Annotated in this window: 17 protein-coding genes and 2 pseudogenes; 5 read left to right on the top strand and 14 right to left on the bottom strand. The window is 68.1% G+C overall.

Features of this window, described 5'->3' with window-relative positions; all coding sequences use genetic code 11:
• Positions 1 to 78: 78 nt before the first annotated feature.
• Positions 79 to 1,119: a DUF1839 family protein gene (locus EPAKOI_RS16755; RefSeq protein ID WP_423194049.1), complete on the top strand. Its 1,041-nt coding sequence runs from the start codon at positions 79 to 81 to the stop codon at positions 1,117 to 1,119.
• Positions 1,120 to 1,206: 87 nt separating this feature from the next.
• On the opposite strand, the gene EPAKOI_RS16750 is transcribed toward EPAKOI_RS16755, so the two are convergent.
• From EPAKOI_RS16750 to EPAKOI_RS16700, 11 genes and pseudogenes are all read right to left on the bottom strand, one after another.
• Complete coding sequence (locus tag EPAKOI_RS16750; protein ID WP_124685805.1) at positions 1,207 to 1,935, bottom strand: Crp/Fnr family transcriptional regulator; 729 nt, start codon at positions 1,933 to 1,935, stop codon at positions 1,207 to 1,209.
• 410 nt (positions 1,936 to 2,345) lie between these two features.
• Positions 2,346 to 4,913: pseudogene (locus tag EPAKOI_RS16745) on the bottom strand (glycosyl hydrolase 2 galactose-binding domain-containing protein).
• The gene (locus tag EPAKOI_RS16740) at positions 4,910 to 5,896 is read right to left on the bottom strand and encodes a DUF1839 family protein (RefSeq protein ID WP_124685803.1); all 987 of its coding nucleotides are present in this window, start codon (positions 5,894 to 5,896) and stop codon (positions 4,910 to 4,912) included. Before EPAKOI_RS16740 ends, EPAKOI_RS16745 begins: the two are co-directional and overlap by 4 nt.
• A complete protein-coding gene (locus tag EPAKOI_RS16735; RefSeq protein WP_423194048.1) occupies positions 5,897 to 6,874 on the bottom strand; it encodes an amino acid--[acyl-carrier-protein] ligase in 978 nt (325 codons plus the stop codon).
• A gap of 10 nt (positions 6,875 to 6,884) precedes the next feature.
• Entirely contained in the window at positions 6,885 to 8,072 is a 1,188-nt protein-coding gene (locus EPAKOI_RS16730) for an acyl-CoA dehydrogenase family protein (protein ID WP_423194047.1), read from the bottom strand.
• Positions 8,069 to 8,317 (bottom strand): acyl carrier protein, encoded by a 249-nt coding sequence (locus EPAKOI_RS16725; protein ID WP_124685800.1) that lies wholly within the window; start codon positions 8,315 to 8,317, stop codon positions 8,069 to 8,071. Before EPAKOI_RS16725 ends, EPAKOI_RS16730 begins: the two co-directional genes overlap by 4 nt.
• Before the next feature lie 98 nt (positions 8,318 to 8,415).
• Complete coding sequence (locus tag EPAKOI_RS16720) at positions 8,416 to 9,819, bottom strand: undecaprenyl-phosphate glucose phosphotransferase (protein ID WP_423194046.1); 1,404 nt, start codon at positions 9,817 to 9,819, stop codon at positions 8,416 to 8,418.
• A 102-nt stretch (positions 9,820 to 9,921) separates the two neighbouring features.
• Positions 9,922 to 10,599, bottom strand: coding sequence for a phosphatase PAP2 family protein (locus tag EPAKOI_RS16715; RefSeq protein WP_313839364.1), 678 nt, complete (start codon positions 10,597 to 10,599; stop codon positions 9,922 to 9,924).
• A 431-nt stretch (positions 10,600 to 11,030) separates the two neighbouring features.
• The gene (locus tag EPAKOI_RS16710; RefSeq protein WP_124685797.1) at positions 11,031 to 11,291 is read right to left on the bottom strand and encodes a hypothetical protein; all 261 of its coding nucleotides are present in this window, start codon (positions 11,289 to 11,291) and stop codon (positions 11,031 to 11,033) included.
• A 94-nt stretch (positions 11,292 to 11,385) separates the two neighbouring features.
• Positions 11,386 to 11,955 (bottom strand): DNA-binding response regulator, encoded by a 570-nt coding sequence (locus tag EPAKOI_RS16705; RefSeq protein WP_423194045.1) that lies wholly within the window; start codon positions 11,953 to 11,955, stop codon positions 11,386 to 11,388.
• 268 nt (positions 11,956 to 12,223) lie between these two features.
• Entirely contained in the window at positions 12,224 to 13,030 is an 807-nt protein-coding gene (locus EPAKOI_RS16700; RefSeq protein ID WP_423194044.1) for a response regulator transcription factor, read from the bottom strand.
• Positions 13,031 to 13,541: 511 nt separating this feature from the next.
• Here EPAKOI_RS16700 and EPAKOI_RS16695 point away from each other — a divergent pair.
• The 3 genes and pseudogenes from EPAKOI_RS16695 (at position 13,542) to EPAKOI_RS16685 (ending at position 18,831) form a co-directional block, all read left to right on the top strand.
• Positions 13,542 to 15,341: pseudogene (locus tag EPAKOI_RS16695) on the top strand (methyl-accepting chemotaxis protein).
• Between the two features lie 247 nt (positions 15,342 to 15,588).
• The gene (locus EPAKOI_RS16690) at positions 15,589 to 16,296 is read left to right on the top strand and encodes a hydrolase (RefSeq protein WP_124685794.1); all 708 of its coding nucleotides are present in this window, start codon (positions 15,589 to 15,591) and stop codon (positions 16,294 to 16,296) included.
• Between the two features lie 939 nt (positions 16,297 to 17,235).
• Positions 17,236 to 18,831 (top strand): phage integrase family protein, encoded by a 1,596-nt coding sequence (locus EPAKOI_RS16685; RefSeq protein ID WP_423194043.1) that lies wholly within the window; start codon positions 17,236 to 17,238, stop codon positions 18,829 to 18,831.
• A gap of 3 nt (positions 18,832 to 18,834) precedes the next feature.
• On the opposite strand, the gene EPAKOI_RS16680 is transcribed toward EPAKOI_RS16685, so the two are convergent.
• On the bottom strand, positions 18,835 to 19,851 hold the full coding sequence (locus tag EPAKOI_RS16680; protein ID WP_124685792.1) for a ParB/RepB/Spo0J family partition protein: 1,017 nt from the start codon (positions 19,849 to 19,851) through the stop codon (positions 18,835 to 18,837).
• 5 nt (positions 19,852 to 19,856) lie between these two features.
• The gene (locus EPAKOI_RS16675) at positions 19,857 to 20,513 is read right to left on the bottom strand and encodes an AAA family ATPase (RefSeq protein WP_066737651.1); all 657 of its coding nucleotides are present in this window, start codon (positions 20,511 to 20,513) and stop codon (positions 19,857 to 19,859) included.
• Between the two features lie 404 nt (positions 20,514 to 20,917).
• On the opposite strand from EPAKOI_RS16675, the gene EPAKOI_RS16670 reads away from it, so the two are divergent.
• Positions 20,918 to 21,121, top strand: coding sequence for a cold-shock protein (locus EPAKOI_RS16670; protein WP_124685791.1), 204 nt, complete (start codon positions 20,918 to 20,920; stop codon positions 21,119 to 21,121).
• 106 nt (positions 21,122 to 21,227) lie between these two features.
• On the opposite strand, the gene EPAKOI_RS16665 is transcribed toward EPAKOI_RS16670, so the two are convergent.
• On the bottom strand, positions 21,228 to 22,322 hold the full coding sequence (locus tag EPAKOI_RS16665; protein WP_124685790.1) for a replication protein RepA: 1,095 nt from the start codon (positions 22,320 to 22,322) through the stop codon (positions 21,228 to 21,230).

Below are 22,322 nucleotides of genomic sequence, written 5' to 3'. Positions count from 1 at the left end.
TTGGGCACCGTACCGATGCCCGGCGCGCGCGGGGCTCCAATACGGTTGGCCATCCGACACGGACACGGAGGACACGAGATGGAGCAAGCAAACGCGCTGGCGCCGCTGGCCGACGCCCCCGCCCCCGCGCAGCCGCCGGCCCGCCCGGTGGTGGCGCCGCAGCGGCTGCTGCACGGCGAGGCATCGGTCTGGCAGGAGACCAACTGCTACATGGACGTGTGGATCGAGCTGCTGTACGGCTGGCACCTCGACCCGCGCGCGGCGCTGCCGTTCACGGTGGCGCAGGACTACGAAGGCGACCACTTCACCTTCTTCAAGTACCCGCAGGCCGACCTGGAACTGCTGTATGGCACGGTGGTGCAGGAAAGCGCGATCTACGACACGCTGGAGGCGCACGTCGCCGCGCAGGTGCGGCGCGGCCACGCGATGCTGGTGGAAGTGGACAGCTTCTACCTGCCGGACACCCGCGCCACCGCGTACCGCGCCGCCCACGTCAAGACGACGATCGCCATCGACGCGATCGACACTGGCGCGCAGCGGCTGCACTACTTTCACGGGCTGGGCCGGCACACGGCCGAGGGCGACGACTACCAGGGGCTGATGCGCCTGACCCCGGCGCTGCAGGGCGACGGCAACATCCTGTTCCCGTACGTGGAATGCGCCAAGCGGGTACGCGCGCCGTTGCAGGGCCGCGCGCTGTCCAACGCCGTGGCGCAACTGCTGCGCCGCCATCTGGGGCGCCGGCCGGCCGAGAGCCCGGTGGCGCGCTGGCGTGCCGAGTTTCCCGAGCATGTGGCGGCGATCCTGGCGCGCGGCGACGCCTATTTCCATCACTATGGCTTCAACCTGCCGCGCCAGCTTGGCGCGAACTTCGAGATGCTGCATCACGGGCTGAACTGGCTGGGCGAGCACGGCCACCGCGCGCCGCCGGACGTGGCCGAGGCGGCGCTGACCATCGCGTCGGAATGCAAGGTGCTGCAGTTCCGCCTGGCCCGCGCGCTGGCGCGGCGGCGGCCCGATCCGTGCACGGAGAGCCTGGACACGCTGGAGACGGCCTACGCCACCGTGATGGCCGGGCTGCTGGCGTCCTTCGGGAGCGTGGATCCGGCGCATGGCTAGCGGCCCGTGGCGCCGGCGCGGCGCGCGGCGGGCGGGCCGGACATCGCGGTCATGCGGCGACATCCGGCGCGCTGCCCGCCGGGCCGGTCAGGCGTGCGCCAGCGTCAGCGCCGGCAGCAGGCGGTCGTATTCGCGCTTGACCAGCTTGTAGCACTCGCAGGAGTGGTGCTCCAGCCCGCAGCGGTCCAGCACGGTGATGTGGCCGCGGCTGTGGTGGATCAGGCCCAGGTCCTCCAGCTTGCCGGCGGCCTCGGTCACCCCCTCGCGGCGCACGCCGAGCATGTTGGCGATGACCTGCTGCGTGATGACCAGCTCGTTCGAGTTCATGCGGTCGATCGCCAGCAGCAGCCAGCGGCAAAGCTGCTTGTTCAGCGAATGGTGGCGGTTGCACGCGGCGGTCTGCGCGATCTGCGTCAGCACGGCCTGCACGTAGAGCAGCGTCACGCGCTGCAGCGACGGCAGGTGCGCCAGTTCGCTGCGCAGCGCGCGGGCCGGAATGCGGTAGGCAAAGCCGGGGCTGCGCACTTCCACGCGGCTGGGCATGGTGTCGCCGCCCGTGACCACCGGGATGCCAACCAGGCCCTCGTTGCCCACTGCCGCGAATTCCACCGTGGCGCCGTCTTCCAGCAGCGACAGCAGCGACACGACCGAGGTGGTGGGAAAGTACACGTGGACGATGCGCTGGCCCGAATCGGTCAGCAGCTCCCCTGCACGCAGGCGGACGAGTTCGAAATGGCGCGACAACACTTCCCACTCGTGGCGGGGCAGAGCGTTGAGCAGATGATTGACGTGCAGGTCAGACCGATGCGTGATCATTTTTCTTTCCTCCTATGTGCCAGGAGCGACATCGGTGTCCGCACGCAAGGGCGTCCCTGCGCGTGACGTGACCCGACTTCGCCGCCCCACCCGTTGCCGAAGCATGCTGGCGAATGCCCGGCGGCCTTCCAGCCGCCACCCGTAAATCCCGCCGGCGTTTCAGGCCCGGCGTTGTCTCTCGTTGTTGACTGTATTAAGTGGCATGGAACACAAACCTGACAGTAGGCAGACGGATAGGTCAGACGCTCATGCTTTGGTAGGTTGGATGGAGGAAAACGGCTGAGACGGGCCGCCTGCACGGGCGTGCGGTGGCACCCGTCGGGGTGGCCGCGTCGGGGGGATGGGACGGGGCGCCTGCCGGACCACCGCGCCGGTGCTGGACCGGCGGGTGGAAGGATGAGAAGGATGAGTCAGCCGGCGTAGCTGACGGGCCGGCCGGCGTTCAATGCGGCCACCTCGCCCGAAGGGATGGCGCCCGCACCTGCCGTGCCGGGGGCCTCGTGCATCAGGCGGATGCGGCGCGTTTCGCCCGGTCCCAGGTGGAACCAGTCGCACTCGGGCAGGTACGCGTGGTCATCCACGTGCACCCATCGTGCAAAGCGCTGGGCCGTGACGGTCAGCCACCAGACGCCGTCCTGGCGCGCCACGCTGGCGCACAGGCCAGGGTCCTGCAGCGCGTCGGCGCGGCGGTCGGGCAGGAAAACGGACTGGCTAAGCAACCGGTTGCCTGTCTCGTCCGCCGCTTCCGGCGCGTCGTCGTGCAGCGTGGCCAGCACCACGTCGTGGGCCGGCGGGCCGAAGCGGTAGGCATAGGTCAGGTCGACAAAGTGATCGAACAGTTCCGCAACCACCAGCCGGCGCGTCTCGCGCGGGGCCAGCGTCAGCGTACGCACGGCCGACTCCGCCACGTGTTCGCCATCGCGCAGGCAGCGCAGCGCCAGCCGCACCGTGCGCGGCGCGGGCGTCTCGTTGATCAGGTGCACGTGCAGGCCGTTGAGCCCCTCGTCGGTCAGGATGACCTGCAGCGGCTGCCACACCTGCCGCAGCGCGTGCCAGGCCGACTTGGGCCGCGCCATGGCATCGACGATGCCCCAGCCGGGGCCGGGCAGCAGGTCCTGCAACTGCCAGACCAGCCCGCCCTGGCAGGTGGAGCAGGCGCGGCGCCATTCGCCGAACACGTCGGTCATGATCTCGGCCACCACGGCGCGGGACAGTGCCAGGTAGCGCGCCGGGCGCTCGTAGCGCAGGCGCGGCGGATCGACGTCGAACAGCGCGCGCAGGTAGAAGTCGCGGATGTCCTCGAAATCCCAGGCCGCGCCGGCGTCGCGCGGCACGCGGGCCTTCCAGCGGGGGTCGTGCAGCGGCTGCGTGAGCCCCGCCTCTGCCAGCGTGCGCGCGCACGGCACGTTGGCAAATGCCAGGCATTCGGACGTGAAGCGGACATTGGCCAGCCGCGCATCGGCCAGCGGGCGCTGGTAGGCGCCCACGCCGTAGTAGTGCGACACGCCGGTATCGGCCTGGAACGGCCACGCGCCTTCGCACGGCGAATTGCGCACGTAGACCACGTCGGGGCGATGCTCGGCCACCAGCGACGGGATCAGCGTATCGAACAGCGGCTGGCGCCACGTGCCGCGCGGCGCGCCCATCATCGCCGCCTGCTGCTCGGACTCGCTGCCGCCGCACAGCACGGCCAGACTGGCGTGCGCGCGCGTGGACGTGAGCCACTGCGACACCTCGCGCCGCGCGTCGTCCATCAGCGTGGGGCTGGCGCTGGTCTCGCTGCCGTAGTCGAAGTTGGCGAACATGAAGTCCTGCCAGACCAGCAGGCCCAGCGCGTCGCACTGGCGGTAGAACGCCTCGCCGGGATAGCAGGTGACGCCGCTGACGCGGACCATGTTGGCGCCGGCGTCCCGCGCGAGCCGCAGCCAGCGGGCCACGGCCTCGTCGGTATCGGCCAGGCCGGGCAGGTCGTGGCTGGACACGCACGCGCCGCGGCAGAAGATGCGTTCGCCGTTGACGCGCAGCGCAAACGCGCCGGGATCGCCATCGCGGTCCTCGGTGACGGTGCGGAAGCCGACGTTGCCGCAGGCCAGCACCTGTCCGCCGATGCCGGCGTCGACGTGGTACAGCGCGGGCGTGCCGTGTGTATGCGGCCACCAGCGTTCCGCGTGGGGGATGCGTAGCGTGCCGGCCAGCGTATGCGGGCCGTCGCGGCGCAGTTCGCCATGCCAGACCGCGTGGTCCGGCCCGACGGCGGCGAACGTCGCCTGCGCCGGCGCCGCGCCCGGGAAATGCAGTTGCAGCGCGACGATGCCATCGGCGCCGTCGATGCTGCCCGACAGCTCGGCCCGCACGCCATGCGTGAGGTCGGTGGCGGCCGGATCGAGCAGTTCGATGTCGCGCCACGGCCCCACCGCGTGCACGGGCGGACACCAGCCGGCCATATGGCCGAGCAGCGTGGTGCGGACCGTGCGCAGCGACGGCGGCTGGATCATGCGCGGCTTCCACCGCACCGGGCCGCGCTGCGTGCGCAGGTACGGATGTAGCGCGCGGAAGCAGATATGCAGCACGTTGTCCGCGCCGGCCAGTTCCACCTCCACTTGATGCGCGGCGAACATATGGCGCGTGGTCAGCACGTTCACGCCGTTGAGCTAGACCTCGGCGATCGTCGCCAGCCCGTTGCAGCGCAGCAGGCGGCGGCCGCTGCCCGAGAAATGCAGCCGGTACCAGTAGTCGTGCTGGTGCAGCGGCGGCGGCGCGGTGTCGTCCCAGCGCCGCGCGGCGCGCAGCGCGGCCGCCACGGTGCCCGGCACGGGCGCGGGCAACCAGTGCCCGGTCTCCGACAGCTCGCCCGGATGCGCCGCCGCGTTGGCAAACGTCTCCAGGAAGGTCCAGTCGCCTTCCAGGCGTGCGCGGCCCACGGCCACGCCGGGGCGCAGGATGGGCAGCAGCGCCGGTACCGGATCGCGTGCGGTCATGTGACGGTCTCCCCGAAATGGGCCGCCAGCGCCGGCACCGTGCCCTGGTAGGCCAGCTCCAGCTGCTCCAGGCAGTCGTCGCAGCTATCGGGCTTGCGGCTGATGACCGCGCGCATCAGGCGGAACTGCATCACCATGGCCTCGGACGCCATCGTGTAGCACGCCTCGGCCACCGATTCGGGCAGGCTCTGGCCATGCATCACCAGCCAGCGCACGTAGCGGCCCAGCAGCTCGAAGTTGGCCCCGAGCTGCCGCAGCACGCTGGCGGCGTAGATCTGGAAGTTCGGCTCGCCGCGCGCCATCAGTTGCTCCAGGTGCGCGGGAAACACGGCGCGGAACGCCTGGATCGGGTTGTCGCGCGGACGCCGCGCCAGATGGCCGCGCAGCAGGTCTACCGATGCCTGCAGCAGGTCGTCCTCGGTCAGCGCCGGAAAGCGCCGGCGCACCACCTCGGCCTGCGGGAACGTGGCCACGCCCCACATCGTCTCGTGGGCCGGCGTGCGGAAGATCGCCAGGTAGTCGTCGCCGCTGGCGGTGTGGTAGCCGTCGTGGTGGTAGTAGCCCACGGCCGTGGCGTCCGGCACCAGCACGTCGATGGCGATGCAGGCGCGCGCATGCTGGCGGCGGTAGGTGCTGGCCGGCTGCGGAAGCTGGTAGCTGTCCACCTCCAGCAGCACGGCGTTGCCGCGGTTGGTCTGCGCCGCCACGTGGGCCTCCAGCCGGCCGTAGGTGGACAGCTCGTCGCGCACGATGCCGAACAGCTGCTCCAGGTCGGCCGGCGGGATGTTCGACGGCGTGAACTGGTCGCCGGAGAAATCGAGCGTGACGGTAAAGGGCAACGCGGCGATCGGCTCGAAGTTCCAGCCATGCAGCAGCTCGATCCACAGGTCGATATGCCGGTTGGCGTGCGACCAGACCGGATTGCCGCCGTGCAATGCATAGGCGCCCCCTCGCGCGCGAACAGCCTTGCCGTCACCGAACATTTACAGGTCTCCCAGCGTCTCGCGCACCGGTTGCGGCCACGCTGCCGGATCGAGCCCGTGATGCTTGAGCAGCGCCAGCGCCAGCCGCTCGATGCCGAAGCCGACGCAGCCCGTATGCGCCACGCCGCCATCGGCCAGGCCGATGTGCCACAGCGCGCCGAAGTGGTCCATGTGGTAGTTGAAGCTCATGCAGGCGGTGGGCGGCGCGCCGTCGTTCACCGGCACCAGCAGCTCGAACTTGAGCTTCAGCTCGCGCTGGCTGTCGGCCACGATCTTGCCGCCGCGCCCGAAGAACGGGTCGTTGGCCACGTCCACCTGCACGGGCAGCTGCAGCGCCTCGGCCAGCGCCTGGCCGCGCGCCATCCAGAGCTGGCGGAAGGCCACGATGCGCTCGGGCGATCCCAGGCACACGTACTCGCGCTGCCGGAACAGCTGCATGCGCGTGGGCTCCAGCGACGGCTCGTGGCGATAGCAGTACGACAGCACGTCCACCACCTTGCCCTCGGCCGGCAGCGGGCCGCGCCGCGCGACGACCGGATAGATCGGATAGCAGGCCGCCGGCGTCAGCACCACGCCGGTGAATGCCTGCTCGTCGGTCCACGGTTCCTTGTCTTCCAGCCGCGCCAGCAGGCGCCGGTGTCCGCGGTCGTCGCCGCAGAAGCTGTGGATGGTGCCGGCCAGCTGCGGAAAGCTCTTCAGGTACTCGCTGGTCTCGAAATCCTGCTGGCCCATGGCCGGCGGAAAGCGCAGCACCTCGGCGTGCTGGTCGGCGCCGATGCGCGAGATGGCCAGGTTCAGGCCGTCGGCGATGGCTTCGAACGCCGCGCTGCGGCCGTACAGGCCCTGGACGCCGGTGTCGATCAGCAGGCCGGCGGCGAGCAGCCGGTCAAGGTAGGTGGGCGCCGCGGCGACGGGCGCCGGGGCCATTTCACCGGCAGCGCCGCCCTGCGCGCGGTCGGTCAGTGCATGGGCATCCATCGGTCACTCCTCACGAACGGTCGGCCAGCAGCAGATTGGCCGTATTGGTCTGGATGCGGTCGTTGTTGATCATCAGCGGCGCGGACCACAGGTCGCGCAGATGGCGGCCCAGGCTGTACGGCGTGCCCTGCTTGTAGCCGGCCATGCCGCATACCAGCAGCGCCTGCTGCACGACGTCGAGCGCCATCGTCGACATCGACGTCTTGAGCCCGTTCATGCCGGCCGCGTGCGCGAACGCCGCCGACACCGAAGCATTGGCGTGCCGCGCGCGCTGGCGGGCCAGCGCCATTTCCAGCCGCGCCTCCATCATCTCCAGCATGCTCACGGCCTCGGCCACGCGCGGGGCCGACGGCGGCAGCGTGCCGGGCCGGGCGCGTGCCTGGCCCTGGAAGAACGTCTTGGCGCGCGCCACGGCGTCGCCGCAGATGCCTACCCAGAGCGCGCTCCAGAGGATGTGCGACACGGGCGTCATCGTGGTATCGGCAATCTCGCCGAACGGCACCGGCAGCACCTGGTCCACATGGCCGGTGGCTTCGAGCCGGAAGCCGTTGCTGCACGTGCCGCGCATGCCCAGCGTGTCCCACGTGTTCAGCGACTGGAGCGTGTAGTCGGGCTGCATCGCGCAGACCAGCACCTGGTCGGACGGCGACGCATCGGCATGGCGCCGGGCCGTGATCAGGATGCCGTCGGCGTGCGCGCCGTACGAGATGGTGGGCGCCATCTTCAGCAGGTGAAAGCGGTCGCCGTCGGCATTGACCGCGCAGCCGCTGCTGCGCAGCGCGCCGCCGATGGCTTCCTCGGACGTGGCCGAGGCCAGCAGCAACTGCTCGGCGGCCACGCGGGCCAGCAGCGCCTGGTGCCAGTCGCTGGCGGCGCCGTGGTCGACCAGGCAGGCCACCTGGATCTGGTGCATCGCGTAGATCATGCCCGTGGACGCGCAGCCCTGGCCCAGTTCGCGGCACAGCGCGGCCACCGTGGCCAGCGACGCGCCCGCGCCACCCTGGGCCTGCGGCACCATGGCGCCTAGCAAGCCGGCGGCGCGCAGCGCTGCGAACGCCTCGTGCGGAAAGCGGGCCTCTTGGTCCACGGCATCGGCATGGCGGCGGGCCACCTCGGCGGCGTCGCGCGCGGCGGCCAGCAGCGGGCCGGCATCGGGATTGGCGTGCGCCAGCGCCACCCGGTTGGTCGCGGCGCTCATGCCACTTCCTGCTTCTGGATGGTTTCCACGGCGGCCGCGAGCGAATCGACGCTGCGGAAGAGCTGCCGCGTCAGCATGCGGTCGGGGATCTCGATGTCGAAAGCATTCTCCAGCGCCAGCATCACGTGGACCGTGGCCAGCGAGGAAAGCCCCGCCTCGTACAGGTCGTCATGATCGGCAAGCGAAGCCACTGGCACATTGAGTCGGGCGACGTCGCCGAGTATGTTGCGGATGGTTGCTTTCATCTGGGGTCTCCGAATGCGTTGAGTGATCCATTTGACGACTTCCGGCCGCGTCGCTCGGTGCGACGTCGCACCAAACCGGGCCGGTGCCCGGGCGCCCTTCAGTAAGCGGTGGCGCCGGTCCAGCCGTGCAGCGCGGTGCGCAGGATGATCCGCAGGTCGAGCTGGAACGACCAGTGCTGGATGTAATAGATGTCGAACTCGATGCGCTTGCGCATCTTGTCGATGGTGTCGGTCTGGCCGCGCAGCCCGTTGATCTGCGCCCAGCCCGTGATGCCCGGCTTCACGCGGTGGCGCAGCATGTAGCGGTCGATCAGTTCCTTGTAGAGCTCGTTGTGCTCCATCGCGTGCGGGCGCGGGCCCACCACCGACATCTCGCCGCGCAGCACGTTCAGGAACTGCGGCAGCTCGTCCAGGCTGGTGCGGCGCAGGAACGCGCCGATGCGCGTCACGCGCGGATCGCCGCGCACGGCCTGCGTGACGCCGTGGTCCGCGTGCATCCGCATGGTGCGGAACTTGTACACCGCAAACGGCCGGCCATCGATGCCCAGCCGCTGCTGGCGGAACAGCACCGGCCCCGGCGACGACAGCTTCACCAGCGCGGCGATCACCAGCAGCAGCGGGCTCAGGCCCACCAGCACGGCAAACGAGAACACGCGGTCGAAGCTGGCCTTGACCACGCCCGTGATGCCCGACACCGGCGGGCTGTTCAGGTCGATCACGGGCAGGCCCATGAATTCGCTGAAGCGGTGGCCCAGCAGCTCCACCGACGAGACGTCGGGCACCCAGCGGATGTCGATCAGGTCGTTGCGGAACTGGCGCACCACGTCGGACAGGTCGCGGCAGGCGGCCATCGGCAGGGTCAGCCAGATCTCGCGCACGCCCTGGCCGCGCACGAAGGCGCTGACTTCGTCCAGCGTGCGCAGCGCGGGCACTTCGGGCGGCGTGGCGTCGGTGCCGTCGTCGTAGATGCCCACCACGCTGTAGCCGGCCGAGCGGAACTGCTGCACGCGGCGGTACATCTCGCGGCCCAGCGGACCGTAGCCGAAGATCAGCACGCGCTTGGCGTTGATGCCCTGCTCGCGCACGTTGCCGAGCATGCGGAACATCACCGCGCGTCCCACCAGCAGCACCAGGCCGGCCGACACGAACCAGCCGATCGACCAGACCCGCGACACGGCGCCGATCTGGTGGATCAGGAACGCGCCGAGCAGGCCGGTGATGAACACCAGCGTCCAAGCCGCGGCAATGCGCAGCACCAGCGCGGCCAGGCTGCGGCCGCGCCACGATTCGTAGATGCCGAACGCCGGGAACACGACCAGGGCGCCCAGCGCGCAGAGCATGGTCAGGAAGCCGTTGACGGGCGCGCTGTCGCGCAGGCCGCCCGCGAAGTACAGCTCGCCCATCAGCACGCCCATCGCCGCGATCAGCAATGCGTCCGATAACCTGTAGAGATAGTGCAATGCACTACGCCGCTCGCCGGCCACGCCCCAGTTCGATGCCATGACTGCTCCCCGTCCATCCATCAATGACTGGGGTCATGGTTGCGTACGGCAATCGGGGCGTCTGTGGGCGGACGCACAAAGCGCCGGCCCGCTGCGGGGGTGTCAGCCGGATTGGAGCGATGGCGCACACAACGGGCGCGCGCCGAGCGTGCGGCAGCCGGGACAGGGCCGCCGGCCCGACCACTCGCCGCGCTGGAACGGCCGCTCGCGGCCGGACAGGAACGTGGCGATGTCCTCGACCCAGACGTGCGTCACGCCCGCCACGCCGCCGATGGGCAGCACCAGCAGCATGGCCAGCGCGCCCGAGGCCACCAGCATCGCCACCGGGCCGCGCGGCACCTCGCGCCGGGCGATGAATGGCAGGCTGGCGCAGAACCCGAGCGCCAGGCCGCTGGCCACCTCGGACACCGAATGCGCGTGCAGCGCCAGCCGCGACAGCCCCACGGCCAGCGCCAGCAGCACGCCGGCCCCGGCCGCCAGCCAGCTCAGCGTGCGATGGCGCGCCGGCACGGCCAGGCAGGCCAGCACCGGCAGGATGGCCGCCGCCATCATCGCGTGGCCCGAGAAACCGGTGAAGTTCAGCGCCTGGCTGCCGACGCCCCATCCCATGAAGGCCAGCTTCGAGAGCAGCACGGCCAGCGCCGTGGCCGAGAACGCGAGCAGCCAGTGGCGCGCCACGGCGTGCGCGCCATGCCAGCGCAGCCATGCGTAGAGAAAGACCGCGCACGGCAGCAGGAAGGCGGATTCACCGAAGAACGAGATCAGTTGCCAGCGGCTCATGGTTGCGTCGGGCACATGCGGTGGGTGGGCTGCGGCGGGGTGGGTCGGGAGCGCCGCGCGAACCGGCAGCGTAACACCCGATCGGGGCCCGATCCATGCTGCCACGGGCCCGCCGGCCACCGGGCTCCATCCAGAAGCATGAGCCGAATGTGCGGTGCTGAACGTAGTGTCCGGGGGTGCCGCCGACCCGCCCGCGCGCACCAGGCATGGCGCACACGGCCGCGCGGTGCCGCGCGGCGCAGGGTTGAGGGCCGCCCGGGCAGTGCGTCTTCTGGTTGATGTTGTCCGTAGCCGCGATTCGTTATGTTCGATGCAATGGCCGCCCACCACGTGAGCGGCCATTTCAAAGCCCGCATGGTCCCCCGGTCGGCGGGCTTCTTTTTTGGTCCGGCGCGATGGGGCCGCACGCGCGCGCAGGCGCTGGGGCGGGATCAGGGAAGCGGCAGGCGGGTCAGCGCGACGAACATCGCGCGGGCGGTATCGAGATGCCGGCTAGCCTCGCGCTCGCCGATCTCGCGCGCCGCCGTGATGGCGGCGTCCTCGGTGGCGAAGCAGCGTCCGTGCAGTTCGCCCCGGTACAACAACGGCCCGCCGATGATGGCGAGCCGTATCTCATAGCAACATGCCCACTTGCCCCGGCCCTCGCGCACGGCAAACCCGTGGACGACCAGGATATCGAGACTGCGTTCCATACGACCCCCTGCCCCCACGGCGGCCGGTCTCGCCAAGGCACCGGCTTCTGACTGCGGGCACATCCAGCATAGTCGGCGCAGCGCGTGCGCGCCCTCATCCGATGGCAGTAGTCCCGTCCGGGCCGGACCGTACCGCAGGGATGAAGCGCGCCGCCGGCGCGGGCTGCGCGTCCTGCGCGTCCTGCGGATGCAGCGCCCGCAGCAGCGACAGCGCGCTGCGCGGAAAGCACTGGCCGCCGGCCCATACCAGCGTGGCCGCCGCGCAGACCAGTTCCACCGGCGCGGGCACGGCCAGGCAGCCGTTGGCACCCAGCAGCGCGGCGTGGGCCATCAATGTGGGATCGAGCGCGTCGGACAACACCAGCCAGCGGCGCGGTGCCAGGCGCTGGAGCACGCGGTCCAGCAGCGCGCGCGGATCGCCGTCGACGCCGCTGCAATCGACCAGCGCCATCTCCACCGGCTGCGCCGGCAGCGGCTCGGCCGCGTCAGGGTTGTCGATCGATGGAGGCCGGGCCGCGCCGCGCTCGGCGGTATCCGCGCCGTCGCCCTCCAGCAGCCATTCGGGCCCGTGCCAGCGCACTGGCGAGGGAATGTCCTGCGCCTCCATGCGCCGCGCAAGGATGCGGCACATCATTTCGTTGCTGGCGATGAGGTAGGTCGTCATCTGTCTGCCATCCGCGCTTGCCACGCGTGTATCCGCTGGCGGGGTACGCCGGCGGGCGCCCTGCCGGGGCGCGTCGTTGTCTTTTGGAACGGATGGCGTTGAGGGTGTCAGGGATGCCCATGATCCCGATGGCTGCCCCCGGCGCCGGACCTGAGATACAAGCTAGCAACGCCAGCCGGCCGCCGCCTCATGCTTTTGGATGAGGGCTCGGCGGCGGATGGCGCAGACAGGTGGTGGGCCAAGGGCGGCCGGGCGCAGGCGACTGCGGTCAGGCGGCCTCACAGGCCTCCCGCGCGGCCAGGGGCGCCATCGGGACATGCGTCGGCTTGGCCGGCGTGGGGCCGGTCCAGTTCAGCGTGGCGCCGCGCTGCAGCGCCACGTACACCGCCTCGCCCTTGTTGCGCACGTGCAGGCGCTGGTAGAGCGTGCAGGCGTGGGTCTTGGCGGTGGCCACCGAGATGTTCAGCAACCGGCTGACCGTCTTGATCGGATAGCCGCGCGCCAGCAATGCCAGCACCTCGTACTGGCGCTCGGTGATATTGAGCAGGTGCGCGCCGGCGGCCGGCGTTTCCATTGCGGCCGGCGTGGCTCCGCCCGGCAGCGCGGGCACGGCGTGCAGCGGCACGACGATCGGCGCGGCATCGTGGCGGGCGTCGGGCAGCGATGGCTCGGCGGCGCGCGTGGGCGGCAGTTGCGACGGGAAGCATTCGCCCCCGGCCAGCACCAGCCGGATGGCCGCTTCCAGTGCATCGGCCGAGCACGTCTTGGCCAGCAGGCCGCGCACGGCCTCGGGCAGGCCCGCTTCGGGCAGCGGCGCGGGCAGATGATCGGCCAGCACCAGCACGCGCAGCGGCGACAGGCGGCGGCACAGGTCGGCCAGCGTCTGCCAGCCGGCCTCGGCATCGGCCGGCAGGCCGAACAGCAGCAGGTCGGCGTGGTGTGTCCACGGGTCCGGGTCGTTCAGGCCGGCGGGATCGAGGTCGATGAGATCGCCCGGTACATGCGCCTGTGCCAACAGATGGCGCAGACCGAGACGCAACAATGGGTGTGGCTCAAGCAACAGGATGGTGGCCATGGCCGCTCACTTCTTATTGGCGCCCCGCTGCGGTGTGTGGAATGTCCCGCGGTGCGCTGATTGGAGATGCTCCGCTTATGGCGCGGCTGCATGTCCATACGGTCTGCATCACCTCCCGAGCCGCGGCAGCGCCAGCCCTCTCTGGCACGCTGCCGAACCGTCTGGCCCTCCCTCGGAGGATGTCCGACCGCCCCGATTGCGTATGTAACGCGTTAGATCCTTCTGAATACAGATTCAAATTAAATTGAATTCTGGTGTTCAGCATAGGCAGCACGTCGTGTGATTGCAAGCGGATGCTGCGGCGCAACGGGTTTTCCCTTGGTTGTATGGCAACCGCCGGCAAAACGTATCGCAAACGCCGCTTCTGCCGCGAACGATCGTGCGGAAGTGATAAAAGTGATGCCGGGAGCGCTATGTTGCATCGCACTAAAGTCGGCGGCCGGGGTGCCGTCAATGCGTGGGCAATTTTCCTGCCCCGACCCGGGCCAACCCGAGAGAAGAGTTAGACACCATGCTTTCCTCCCTACGCGCGCGCATCGTGGCCCTATCCGTGGCCATCGTGATCGTGGCGCTGGCGGCCAACGCCATCGTGAACCAGTTCGTGGCCCGCGCCTATAACGACGAGGCCATCGACAACAACCTTGCCGCGGTGCAGACCGGCCATGTGGATGCCATTGCGGCGTGGGTGTCCGGCCATTCCCGGATGATCGAATCGCTGCGGGACGCGGCGCTGCAGGACGATCCGATTCCCGCGCTCAGGCTGGTGGCAAGCGCCGGCGGCTTCATCAAGACCTATGTCGGCTATCCGGACAAGAGCCACCGGTTCTCGGACGCGGCGGGACTGAAGCCCGACTACGACCCCACCGCGCGGCCCTGGTACAAGCAGGCCGTGGCGGCGGGCAAGCCGATTGTCACGCCGCCCTATATCGCGGCCAGCAGCGGCAAGCTGGTGGTGACGTTTGCGGTGCCGGTGCTGCGCGACGGCGGCGTCAAGGCCGTGATCGGCGGCGACGTGGCCATGGACGCCGTGGTGGCCAACGTGCGCGCGATCCATCCGACGCCGGCCAGCTTCGGCATCCTGGTGGCGCGCGACGGCAAGATCGTCGCCCATCCCGACGACAAGCTGACGCTGAAGCCCATCGGCGAACTGGTGCCGGCGCTGGAGGGCGATCGGCTGGGCGCGCTGGTGTCTGCCGCCGCGCCGATCGACGCCAGGATCGGCGGCGCCGACAAGCTGCTGCGCGGCCGCGAGATCGCCGGCACCGACTGGGTGGCCGTGATCGCACTGGACAAGGCCGAGGCCACGGCCGGCATGCGGTCTGTGCTGATTGCGTCGATGGTGTCGCTGGTGATCGTGGCGTGCGCGGCCGCGGTCATCGTGGCCGGCGTGACGGCGGTATCGTTCCGTCGGCTGTCGGGCATCCGCGATGCGATGGTCGCCATCGGCTCCGGCGACGGCGACCTGACGCGCCGCCTGCCGGCCGACGGCACCGACGAGGTGGCGCAGATCGCGCGCGCGTTCAACGCCTTCGCCGACAAGCTCGTGCATGTGATGCGCCAGATCCGCGACGCGAGCGAATCTGTACACGTGGCGGCCAACGAGATTGCCGAGGGCAACGCGGACCTGTCGCGGCGCACCGAATCCGCCGCGGCCAGCCTGGAGCAGACCGCCGCGTCGATGGAGGAAATCACGGCGACGGTCGGCCAGTCGGAAAGCTCGGCGCACCAGGCCGACCAGACGGCCAGCGCCGCCCAGCAGGTGGCGACGGACGGCGGCCAGGCCATCGCCGGGGCCATCGAGACCATGAGCGACATCGAGCGCGCGGCGGTCAAGGTGTCGGACATCATCGGCGTGATCGAGGGCATCGCCTTCCAGACCAATATCCTGGCGCTCAACGCGGCGGTGGAAGCGGCCAGGGCGGGCGAGCAGGGGCGCGGCTTTGCCGTGGTGGCGGGCGAGGTGCGGAACACTGGCGCAGCGCAGTTCGCAGGCGGCCAAGGAGATCAAGACGCTGATCGAATCAACCGTGGACAGCGTGAGCGCCGGGTCTGGACAGGTGCGGATGAGCGGCGAGACGATGCGCGAGATCGTGGGCAACGTGGGACGCGTGACGCAGATCATCTCGGAAATCACCCGCGCGGCGCGGGACAGACGCGTGGCATCCAGGAGGTGAACGTGGCGGTCAGCCAGCTGGACCAGATGGTGCAGCAGAACGCGGCGCTGGTGGAGCAGTCGACCGCCGCAGCCGCCGCCTTGCAGGGACAGGCCGCGACGCTGGCCGACGTGGTACGGACATTCCGGCTCGATTGAGAGGGCTGGTCAGCCTTGACAGAGAGGCCGCCTGCGGGCGGCCTTTTTTCTATCTTTCTCCTCGGTTCAATTATTTTGAATAACTATGACAGCGATAGCCTGTTTGCGCCGGGCCGGCGGTCGCTATAGTTCAGCACATGGACGGCGCGACAACGCAGCGAAGCGAAACGAAGCGCGACGAAGCGAAGCCAGCACCGCCCAATAACCACTCAAATTCATTGAATCACCTTTTATACCGGAGCCCATCATGTCGAACGCCAACAACGCCAAGCTGCAAGTCCTGACCCCGCGCAACAGCCAACTGATCATCATCGACCACCAGCCCCAGATGGCCTTCGGCGTCCAGTCGATGGACCGCCAGACGATGAAGAACAACGTCGTCGGCCTGGCCAAGGCAGCCAAGATCTTCGACGTGCCCACCACCATCACCACCGTCGAGAGCGATTCGTTCTCGGGCTACACCTACCCCGAACTGCTCGACGTCTTCCCGGGCAAGGAAACGCTGGAACGCACGTCGATGAACTCGTGGGACGACCAGAAGGTGCGCGACGCGCTGGCCGCCAACGGCCGCAAGAAGATCGTGGTGGCCGGGCTCTGGACCGAAGTCTGCAACACGACGTTCGCGCTGTCGGCCATGCTGGAAGGCGACTACGAGATCTACATGGTGGCCGACGCCTCGGGCGGCACCACCAAGGAAGCGCACGACTACGCCATGCAGCGCATGATCCAGGCCGGCGTGGTGCCGGTCACCTGGCAGCAGGTGCTGCTGGAATGGCAGCGCGACTGGAAGAACAAGGAAACGTACGACGCGGTGACCGGCCTGGCCAAGGAACACTCGGGCGCCTACGGCATGGGCATCGACTACGCCTACACGATGGTCCACAAGGCCGCCCAGCGCACGCAGACCCAGCACGCATCGATCGCGCCGGTGCATGCGCCGGTGACGGAGTACTAAATCGCACAGACAGCACCGCCTGACTCTCGGGGCGTGAAGGGGCCACATATTCGTGGCGCTTTCACGCCCTTTTCGTTTGGCGCGGCGCTATTCGGTGGATTAGTAATGGCCCCCTGAAATTGGGAGCCAAAACTTGTTCGACGAATGATGTAGGCGGCCTTGGTTTTGGGGTGGATCGCATGGCGTATACGACGGCTACCCGACGTGTGGTCGATGCGTATACCCCGTATACGTATACGCTTTTCGCGTTTTTCGGCGGCGCGGGAAGGGGTGGCTGGTGCCGTCGTTTTCCATGCTTCGACGCACGGAGCGTACTCACTGCTGCGTATGAATTTCCTTTTAAATCAATGCCGCAGAAAGAGGTTGTGTCGGGGAGTTTTTTGACGCGTGGCGGGTGTTGTTGGGTGGTCTCATGGAGTTCCCGGCAGGGGTGGTGGCATGGGTGATGAGGGACGGACTTCTCTGCGTGTGGGGCGTTATCGGAGGGGAGTTCGGCTGTGTGCCGGTCCACATGCTAGCTGCGCTTGTCGGCGGGAAGAATGGAGCCGTTGTGACGAGACGCCCCAACATTCGTTTGCTGGATTGATGGGTTGGGCGGAGTTGTGCGGATGGCGCATCCAGAGACAACGCTGCCGGGGTTGCAGAGCGCGCCTCACCTCCTGCGGTCCAGGTCGAATCGCCCTTGGGTACGACCAGTGCGGCCCAGGCCATGGCTGAATCTATCGCTTCCCAGACATGACACACCTCTCGTAAAATAATTTGCATAGCATTTCCATGTGCAGAATGGGCCGGTTCAGCGTGGCGCCCCGAAGTTTCGGTTGCAAATCAGTCACTTAGGTGACTTTCTCGCCGTGGCTCGACGGAACGTGATTAGCGCTCTGCCCTCGTATCCGCACGCTTTGTGATGTAGCTTTCCCAGCATATTTACTGAAGGACTCCGTGGCAGAAGACCGCGACACCATCGCCGCAACCAAGCTCACCCGCACCGAATTTGCCGTGGTGCGCGCCTATGCGCAGGGCATGCGGCCGGTCGATATCGCCAACCGGTACCTGCTGGACCCGGACGATGACGACGAACTGACCGAACACCAGGCGGTGCAGCGCATCCTGGCGCTGCGCGACCGGCTGGTGCAGTTCGCCTTGCAGCACGACCGGCCGGACATCGCCGAGATGTTCGAAGCCCTGCGTGGCCGTTCGGATAGCGGGATGACCCGGCGCGTCGAGGCGCTGTCGTCGATCGAGCAGCTGGGACAGGGGCGGCCGCAGGCTTCCCATCGTGTGACGCTATGGTTCGGGCCCAGCCTGGCGCGCCGGCTGACGTCGGCTAACGTGCACACGATCGCGGATCTGGTCGACTTGGCCAATCGCCACGGCAGCAGTTGGTGGCGGCACGTGCCACGCATCGGCCGGCATTCGTGCGAGACGATTGTCCGGTGGCTGGCGGCGCAGCGGCCGCTGCTCGACACACGGCTGCGGGAGTTCGTCCAGGCCCCGTCGGATGTGCCGCATCGGGCCTCCCAGACGTACGCAGCATTGGGTACGGCAATGGCCGCGCCGGCCCCGCTGGAATGGCTCCGGGAGGCGCCGGGAGAGGATTTGACCCGGCGGAAGCTGGCCGAAGATCTGAGTACGGTGCGGCAATGGCTGCGGTCCAAAGAGGCGTCGCCAAACACCTGGAAGAGCTACCGCCGTGAAGCCGAGCGGCTGCTGCTCTGGGCGGCGCGCCGGGGCCAGTCGCTGCGAGATCTGGCTGACGATGACCTGCAGGCTTATCGCGAATTCCTGGCCGATCCGCAGCCGGCCGACTTCTGGTGCGGCCCCGCGAGCGCCCGCGACAAGGTGCATTGGCGTCCGTTCGAAGGCCCGCTTGGCGAGCGTTCGCGGGAAGCTGCGCTGCGGGTGGTCCGGCTGGTGCTGGGAGTCGTGCGGCCGGGCGGGCCCGCGCCTCGGGCACGTCGGCGCCCGTCCGCACCCGCTGCGGCGGGCTCCGCACCGGATGAATCCGATCCGCCGATCGCGTCGCATGTATCACCCGCGCCGACCGGTCTTTTCGTGCACAGATTTTTTGATTGGCTAGCGACGGATGCCACAACTCCGCAGGATCGCGCCGCGCTGGCGGCGGCGTTGCTGATCGCCCGGCATGGACTTCGGATCGTCGAATTGCCGTTGTTGCGGTACGCGGACGTGGTCAGCGATGCCGAGCCATGGCGGCTTTCTATCCCCGGAAAACGGGCGGGCGGTGGCGAGCAGATCGAACTGGGCGCCGATGTCCGGCACGCCCTCTTCGCTCACTGGCAAGATCGGGGCATGTCTTGGCAAGGATTGGCTTCGGACGGCGGCGCGCCCGAGGCGGCGCTGCTTGCGCCGGTCGATTATCCCGGCACGGCGCGGGGCCGTGCCAAGCGGGCGCAGCCATCGGCAGGTTATTCGGCGAGCGGCCTGGACCGGCTGCTGCGGGCCACGTGGCGGCGTTTTGCGGCGGCGCACGCGGACGTGCCTGCCGCCTTCACGCCGCGCCAGCTTCGGCTCGCCTGAGCGTCAGAGCAAGGTCTTGTCGAGGCCGAAGCGGGCCTTCAGGACTTCCAGCAAATCCTCGCGCGCGTTGCGGTCGGTCAGTTGGACGTCCAGCATGATGCGGCCGGAATCCCACTCCTTGATCGTGCCCAGTAGTTGGCCGTTCTCGGTCCGGATCTTGTACTGGCGGCTGATTTCCTTGACCTTGCGCGCCTTGCCTTCCTGCGCCTGCTTGCGGATCGATTCGACCTCGCGGCTCGACAGCCCGTCGTTCATGATGCGGGCCGCCAGTTCGCGGGTCCGGTCCTCGCCGGCGATCTTGTAGTACAGCGTCAGCTCGTACCCCGCCGCGATGCCGATGGCGCTCGGCCGCTCGCGCATCACGCCAATCACCGATTCGGGCAGCTTCAGCAGCGCCAGCGTCTTGTTTACTGTGCCAGCCGACATGCCGGTCAGCTCGCAGATTTCCTCTTCCTTCAGAACCTTGCCCTCGTCCAGCAACTGCCGCCACGCGATGGCATTGTCCAGCGCCGACTGGTCCGACCGCTGTTCGTTGAGCAGGAAGGACAGCCGGTAGAAATCGAGGTCGCTCAGGTCGTCCTCGATAAAGCATTCCATTTCCAGCTTGCCGGCCGATGCCAGCGCGCGCTTGCGGTAGTGACCGTCGATCAGGATGTAGTGGCCCGGCCGGGTCGGATCCGGCGCGGCAAGACCAGGGGTTTTCTGGCCGTGCGTGGCGATCGATGCGGCGCGCTCCTGAACCACGGCAGGGTCGTAGATCCGCCGCGCGTTGAACGGGTTGTCGTGCAACTGGGCGATCGGCACGCGGATGAGCTGGCGCCCCTCGACACCGGCCGCCGCACTTTCAGCGCTGAAAGTTGCGCCCGCGGTGCCAGCACGCTGCGACTGCAGCAGCCCGTTGGGATGCTCGGAGAGCGCGGCTTCCGCACGTGCGAACCGGTCGATCGCATCGTTGCGGGTCTTCTCCGCAGCCATGCCGGCGAGCATGCCGGCTTTCAGGCTTTTCAATTTTGTTGGCATTCTTGTTACTCGATCAAGGACAGGATTTCGTCCACCATCATGTCGACTTCCTGGATGGCCTCGCGCGCGCCGGGGACGCCGTGGACCGTACAGCCGATGGCCTGGCATTCGCGGAACGCTGAACGGGACCCGATCATCGAGTTCAGCAGCGGCACATCGCCGTCGTCACCCAGGATCTCGATGGCCTGGCGCGCGATCGACACGCGGCGCTGGACCATATTGGCCATCACCCGGATCTGCAGCGTCTCGTTCTGGACCTGAGCGTGCTGGGCCAAGGTCTTGGCGGCCACGGCAGCCCACAGGTCGGGCGGCGACGGGACCACGGGAATGATCGCAAGGTCGGAAATCAGCAGCGCGCTCGACGGCGCCGCCGAGTGCACGGCGGGCGGGCAATCGACCAGGATGTAGTCGTAGTCGTGAACGAACTTGCGGACTTCGCGGTGCATGGCGCCGCCCGACGGGGCCAGCCCGATCACGGACGCCGGAAAAGGCCGCTCGTCGCTGGCCTGCGCGGCCCAGCGTGTGGCGGTGCCCTGTTCGTCCATGTCGACGAGCATCGAGCGCGCGCCACGCAGGCCCAAGGTGCCAGCCAGATGCATGCTGACCGTGGTCTTGCCGCAGCCGCCTTTCTGGTTGAAAACGGTGATGATCTTTGCTGCCACTTGGGGCCTCACTTTCAGCGCTGAAAGTCGCGCGGGATGGTGTTCAATCAAGGCGAGACTTTAGCCAATCCAACCATGGGCTACAACCCGTTGTCGAAAATTTAAATTTTTGGATGGATGAAAGAGACCCCGCCGCAGCGGGCAGTCGGACGGCATTCCCGGAAAATCGGACTACATCAACCTTGCGGGATTCTTCTTCTTGAAAAGCGGTAGAGAATCCGCCTAAAGTAAAGACAGTGCGCATTACGCCGCACATGACACCGCAACACAATGTGGTTATGATGCCCGCTACAGTCGAGTCAAGTCGTTTCAACCTCGTTGACCTCCGTTCGGTATCTACGAGACCCCAGCGTGCTTGAACGGTTGTTTGCGTTTAAACGAACTTGCTTCGAAAGGAATTTCTTATGGCAACCGGTACGGTCAAGTGGTTCAACGAGACCAAGGGTTTCGGCTTCATTACTCCGGACGATGGTGGTGCAGACCTGTTCGCCCACTTCTCGGAGATTCAGGGTACGGGTTTCAAGACCCTGAAGGACGGCCAGCGCGTGACGTTTGAAGTCAAGCAAGGCCCGAAGGGCCTGCAGGCGTCCGCGATCAAGCCCGCCTGAGGCGAACCGCTGCAGCATCCGGTCGTCAGTCTGATGGGCCGGTAAGTGAAAAGGGCAAGCGCAATGCTTGCCCTTTTTGCATGCGCCGTCCGAACGGCGGCAGCCATCACCCTAGCTTGCGGACGCTCGTGCGCGACGGCTGCAGGATCAGTGCCTTCGACGAATCCGCGTCGACCTTGGCACCCGGATACACGACCAGCACGTCCTTGAGCGCCTTGCGGAACAGCGCACGGAACTTGCGCTCGCTCTCCGTCTCGGTGCCGAACTGCATCTGCAGCGCTTCCCACGGGATCTCGGTGCGGCGCTGGATCGTGAAAAAGCGGTAGGTCAGCCAGGAATACACATCGAGCGCGAACGGCGACTGTTTGAGCGCCTTCAGCGCGCGCATGTCGACCGGCACCGGCCGGTTCACCAGTTCGTTGAAGAACGGCTCCGACAGCACCACGAAGCTCTCGAACATCGAGCCCTGGCCCGGCTGCATCGGGTCCCACCAGGTCGACAACTGGTCGGCCAGCAGGTAACCCACGCGATCGATCGACAGCGGCTCGTGGTTGGGCGCCTGGTTCGGCACCGGGGTGGACTTGTTCTGGACGATGGCGATCGTGGCCGAGAACAGCCGGATCATCTGCTGGCGCACCAGCGTCATCGTGCCGCGCTTGCCGCCCGTGGCCATCGGAATGCCGAGGTTGTACATGAACTCGGACAGCGAATTGCCCAGCGAGATGCGGCGATCCTCCACCGTGCCGGTGAACTCGCCCCGCTTCTTCTTGGCCATGATCTCCTTGCCGATCCACGCCAGCATCAGCCGCGGATAGGAGCCATAGGGGTAGCCCAGCGACACGGTCTCGGACACCAGCTTCTGACGGCCATTGGAGGCGCGTTCCGAGCGTTGCTGCGTGAAGTACCCGGGCTGGATCATCAGCGAGATGTTGCCGCTGGTGCGCGTCCAAACCGGCGGCGCGCCCTTGGGCGCGCGGTACGGCAGCGTGACTTGAACGCTGGCGCGGCTCAGGAAGCCGACCTCGCCGCTTTGCCAGGCGTCCTCGCGCTCCATGGCCTGGGCTTCGTCGAAGAGGCGCTGGAACTTCTCGGATGGCACGACGACGTTCTCGCTGCCGGGAACGATGATGCGGGACGGTTCCCCGTCCGCGTCCAGGGCTGAGCGGTCCGCCACGGAGGCCATAGAGCGTTTGATCGACAT

Origin of the sequence: Cupriavidus sp. H18C2, from assembly GCF_049393795.1 — a bacterium.
GTDB lineage: Bacteria > Pseudomonadota > Gammaproteobacteria > Burkholderiales > Burkholderiaceae > Cupriavidus > Cupriavidus pauculus_C.
The sequence above is the reverse complement of the archived record's forward strand: the minus strand, read 5'-3'. Positions and strand labels throughout refer to the sequence as shown.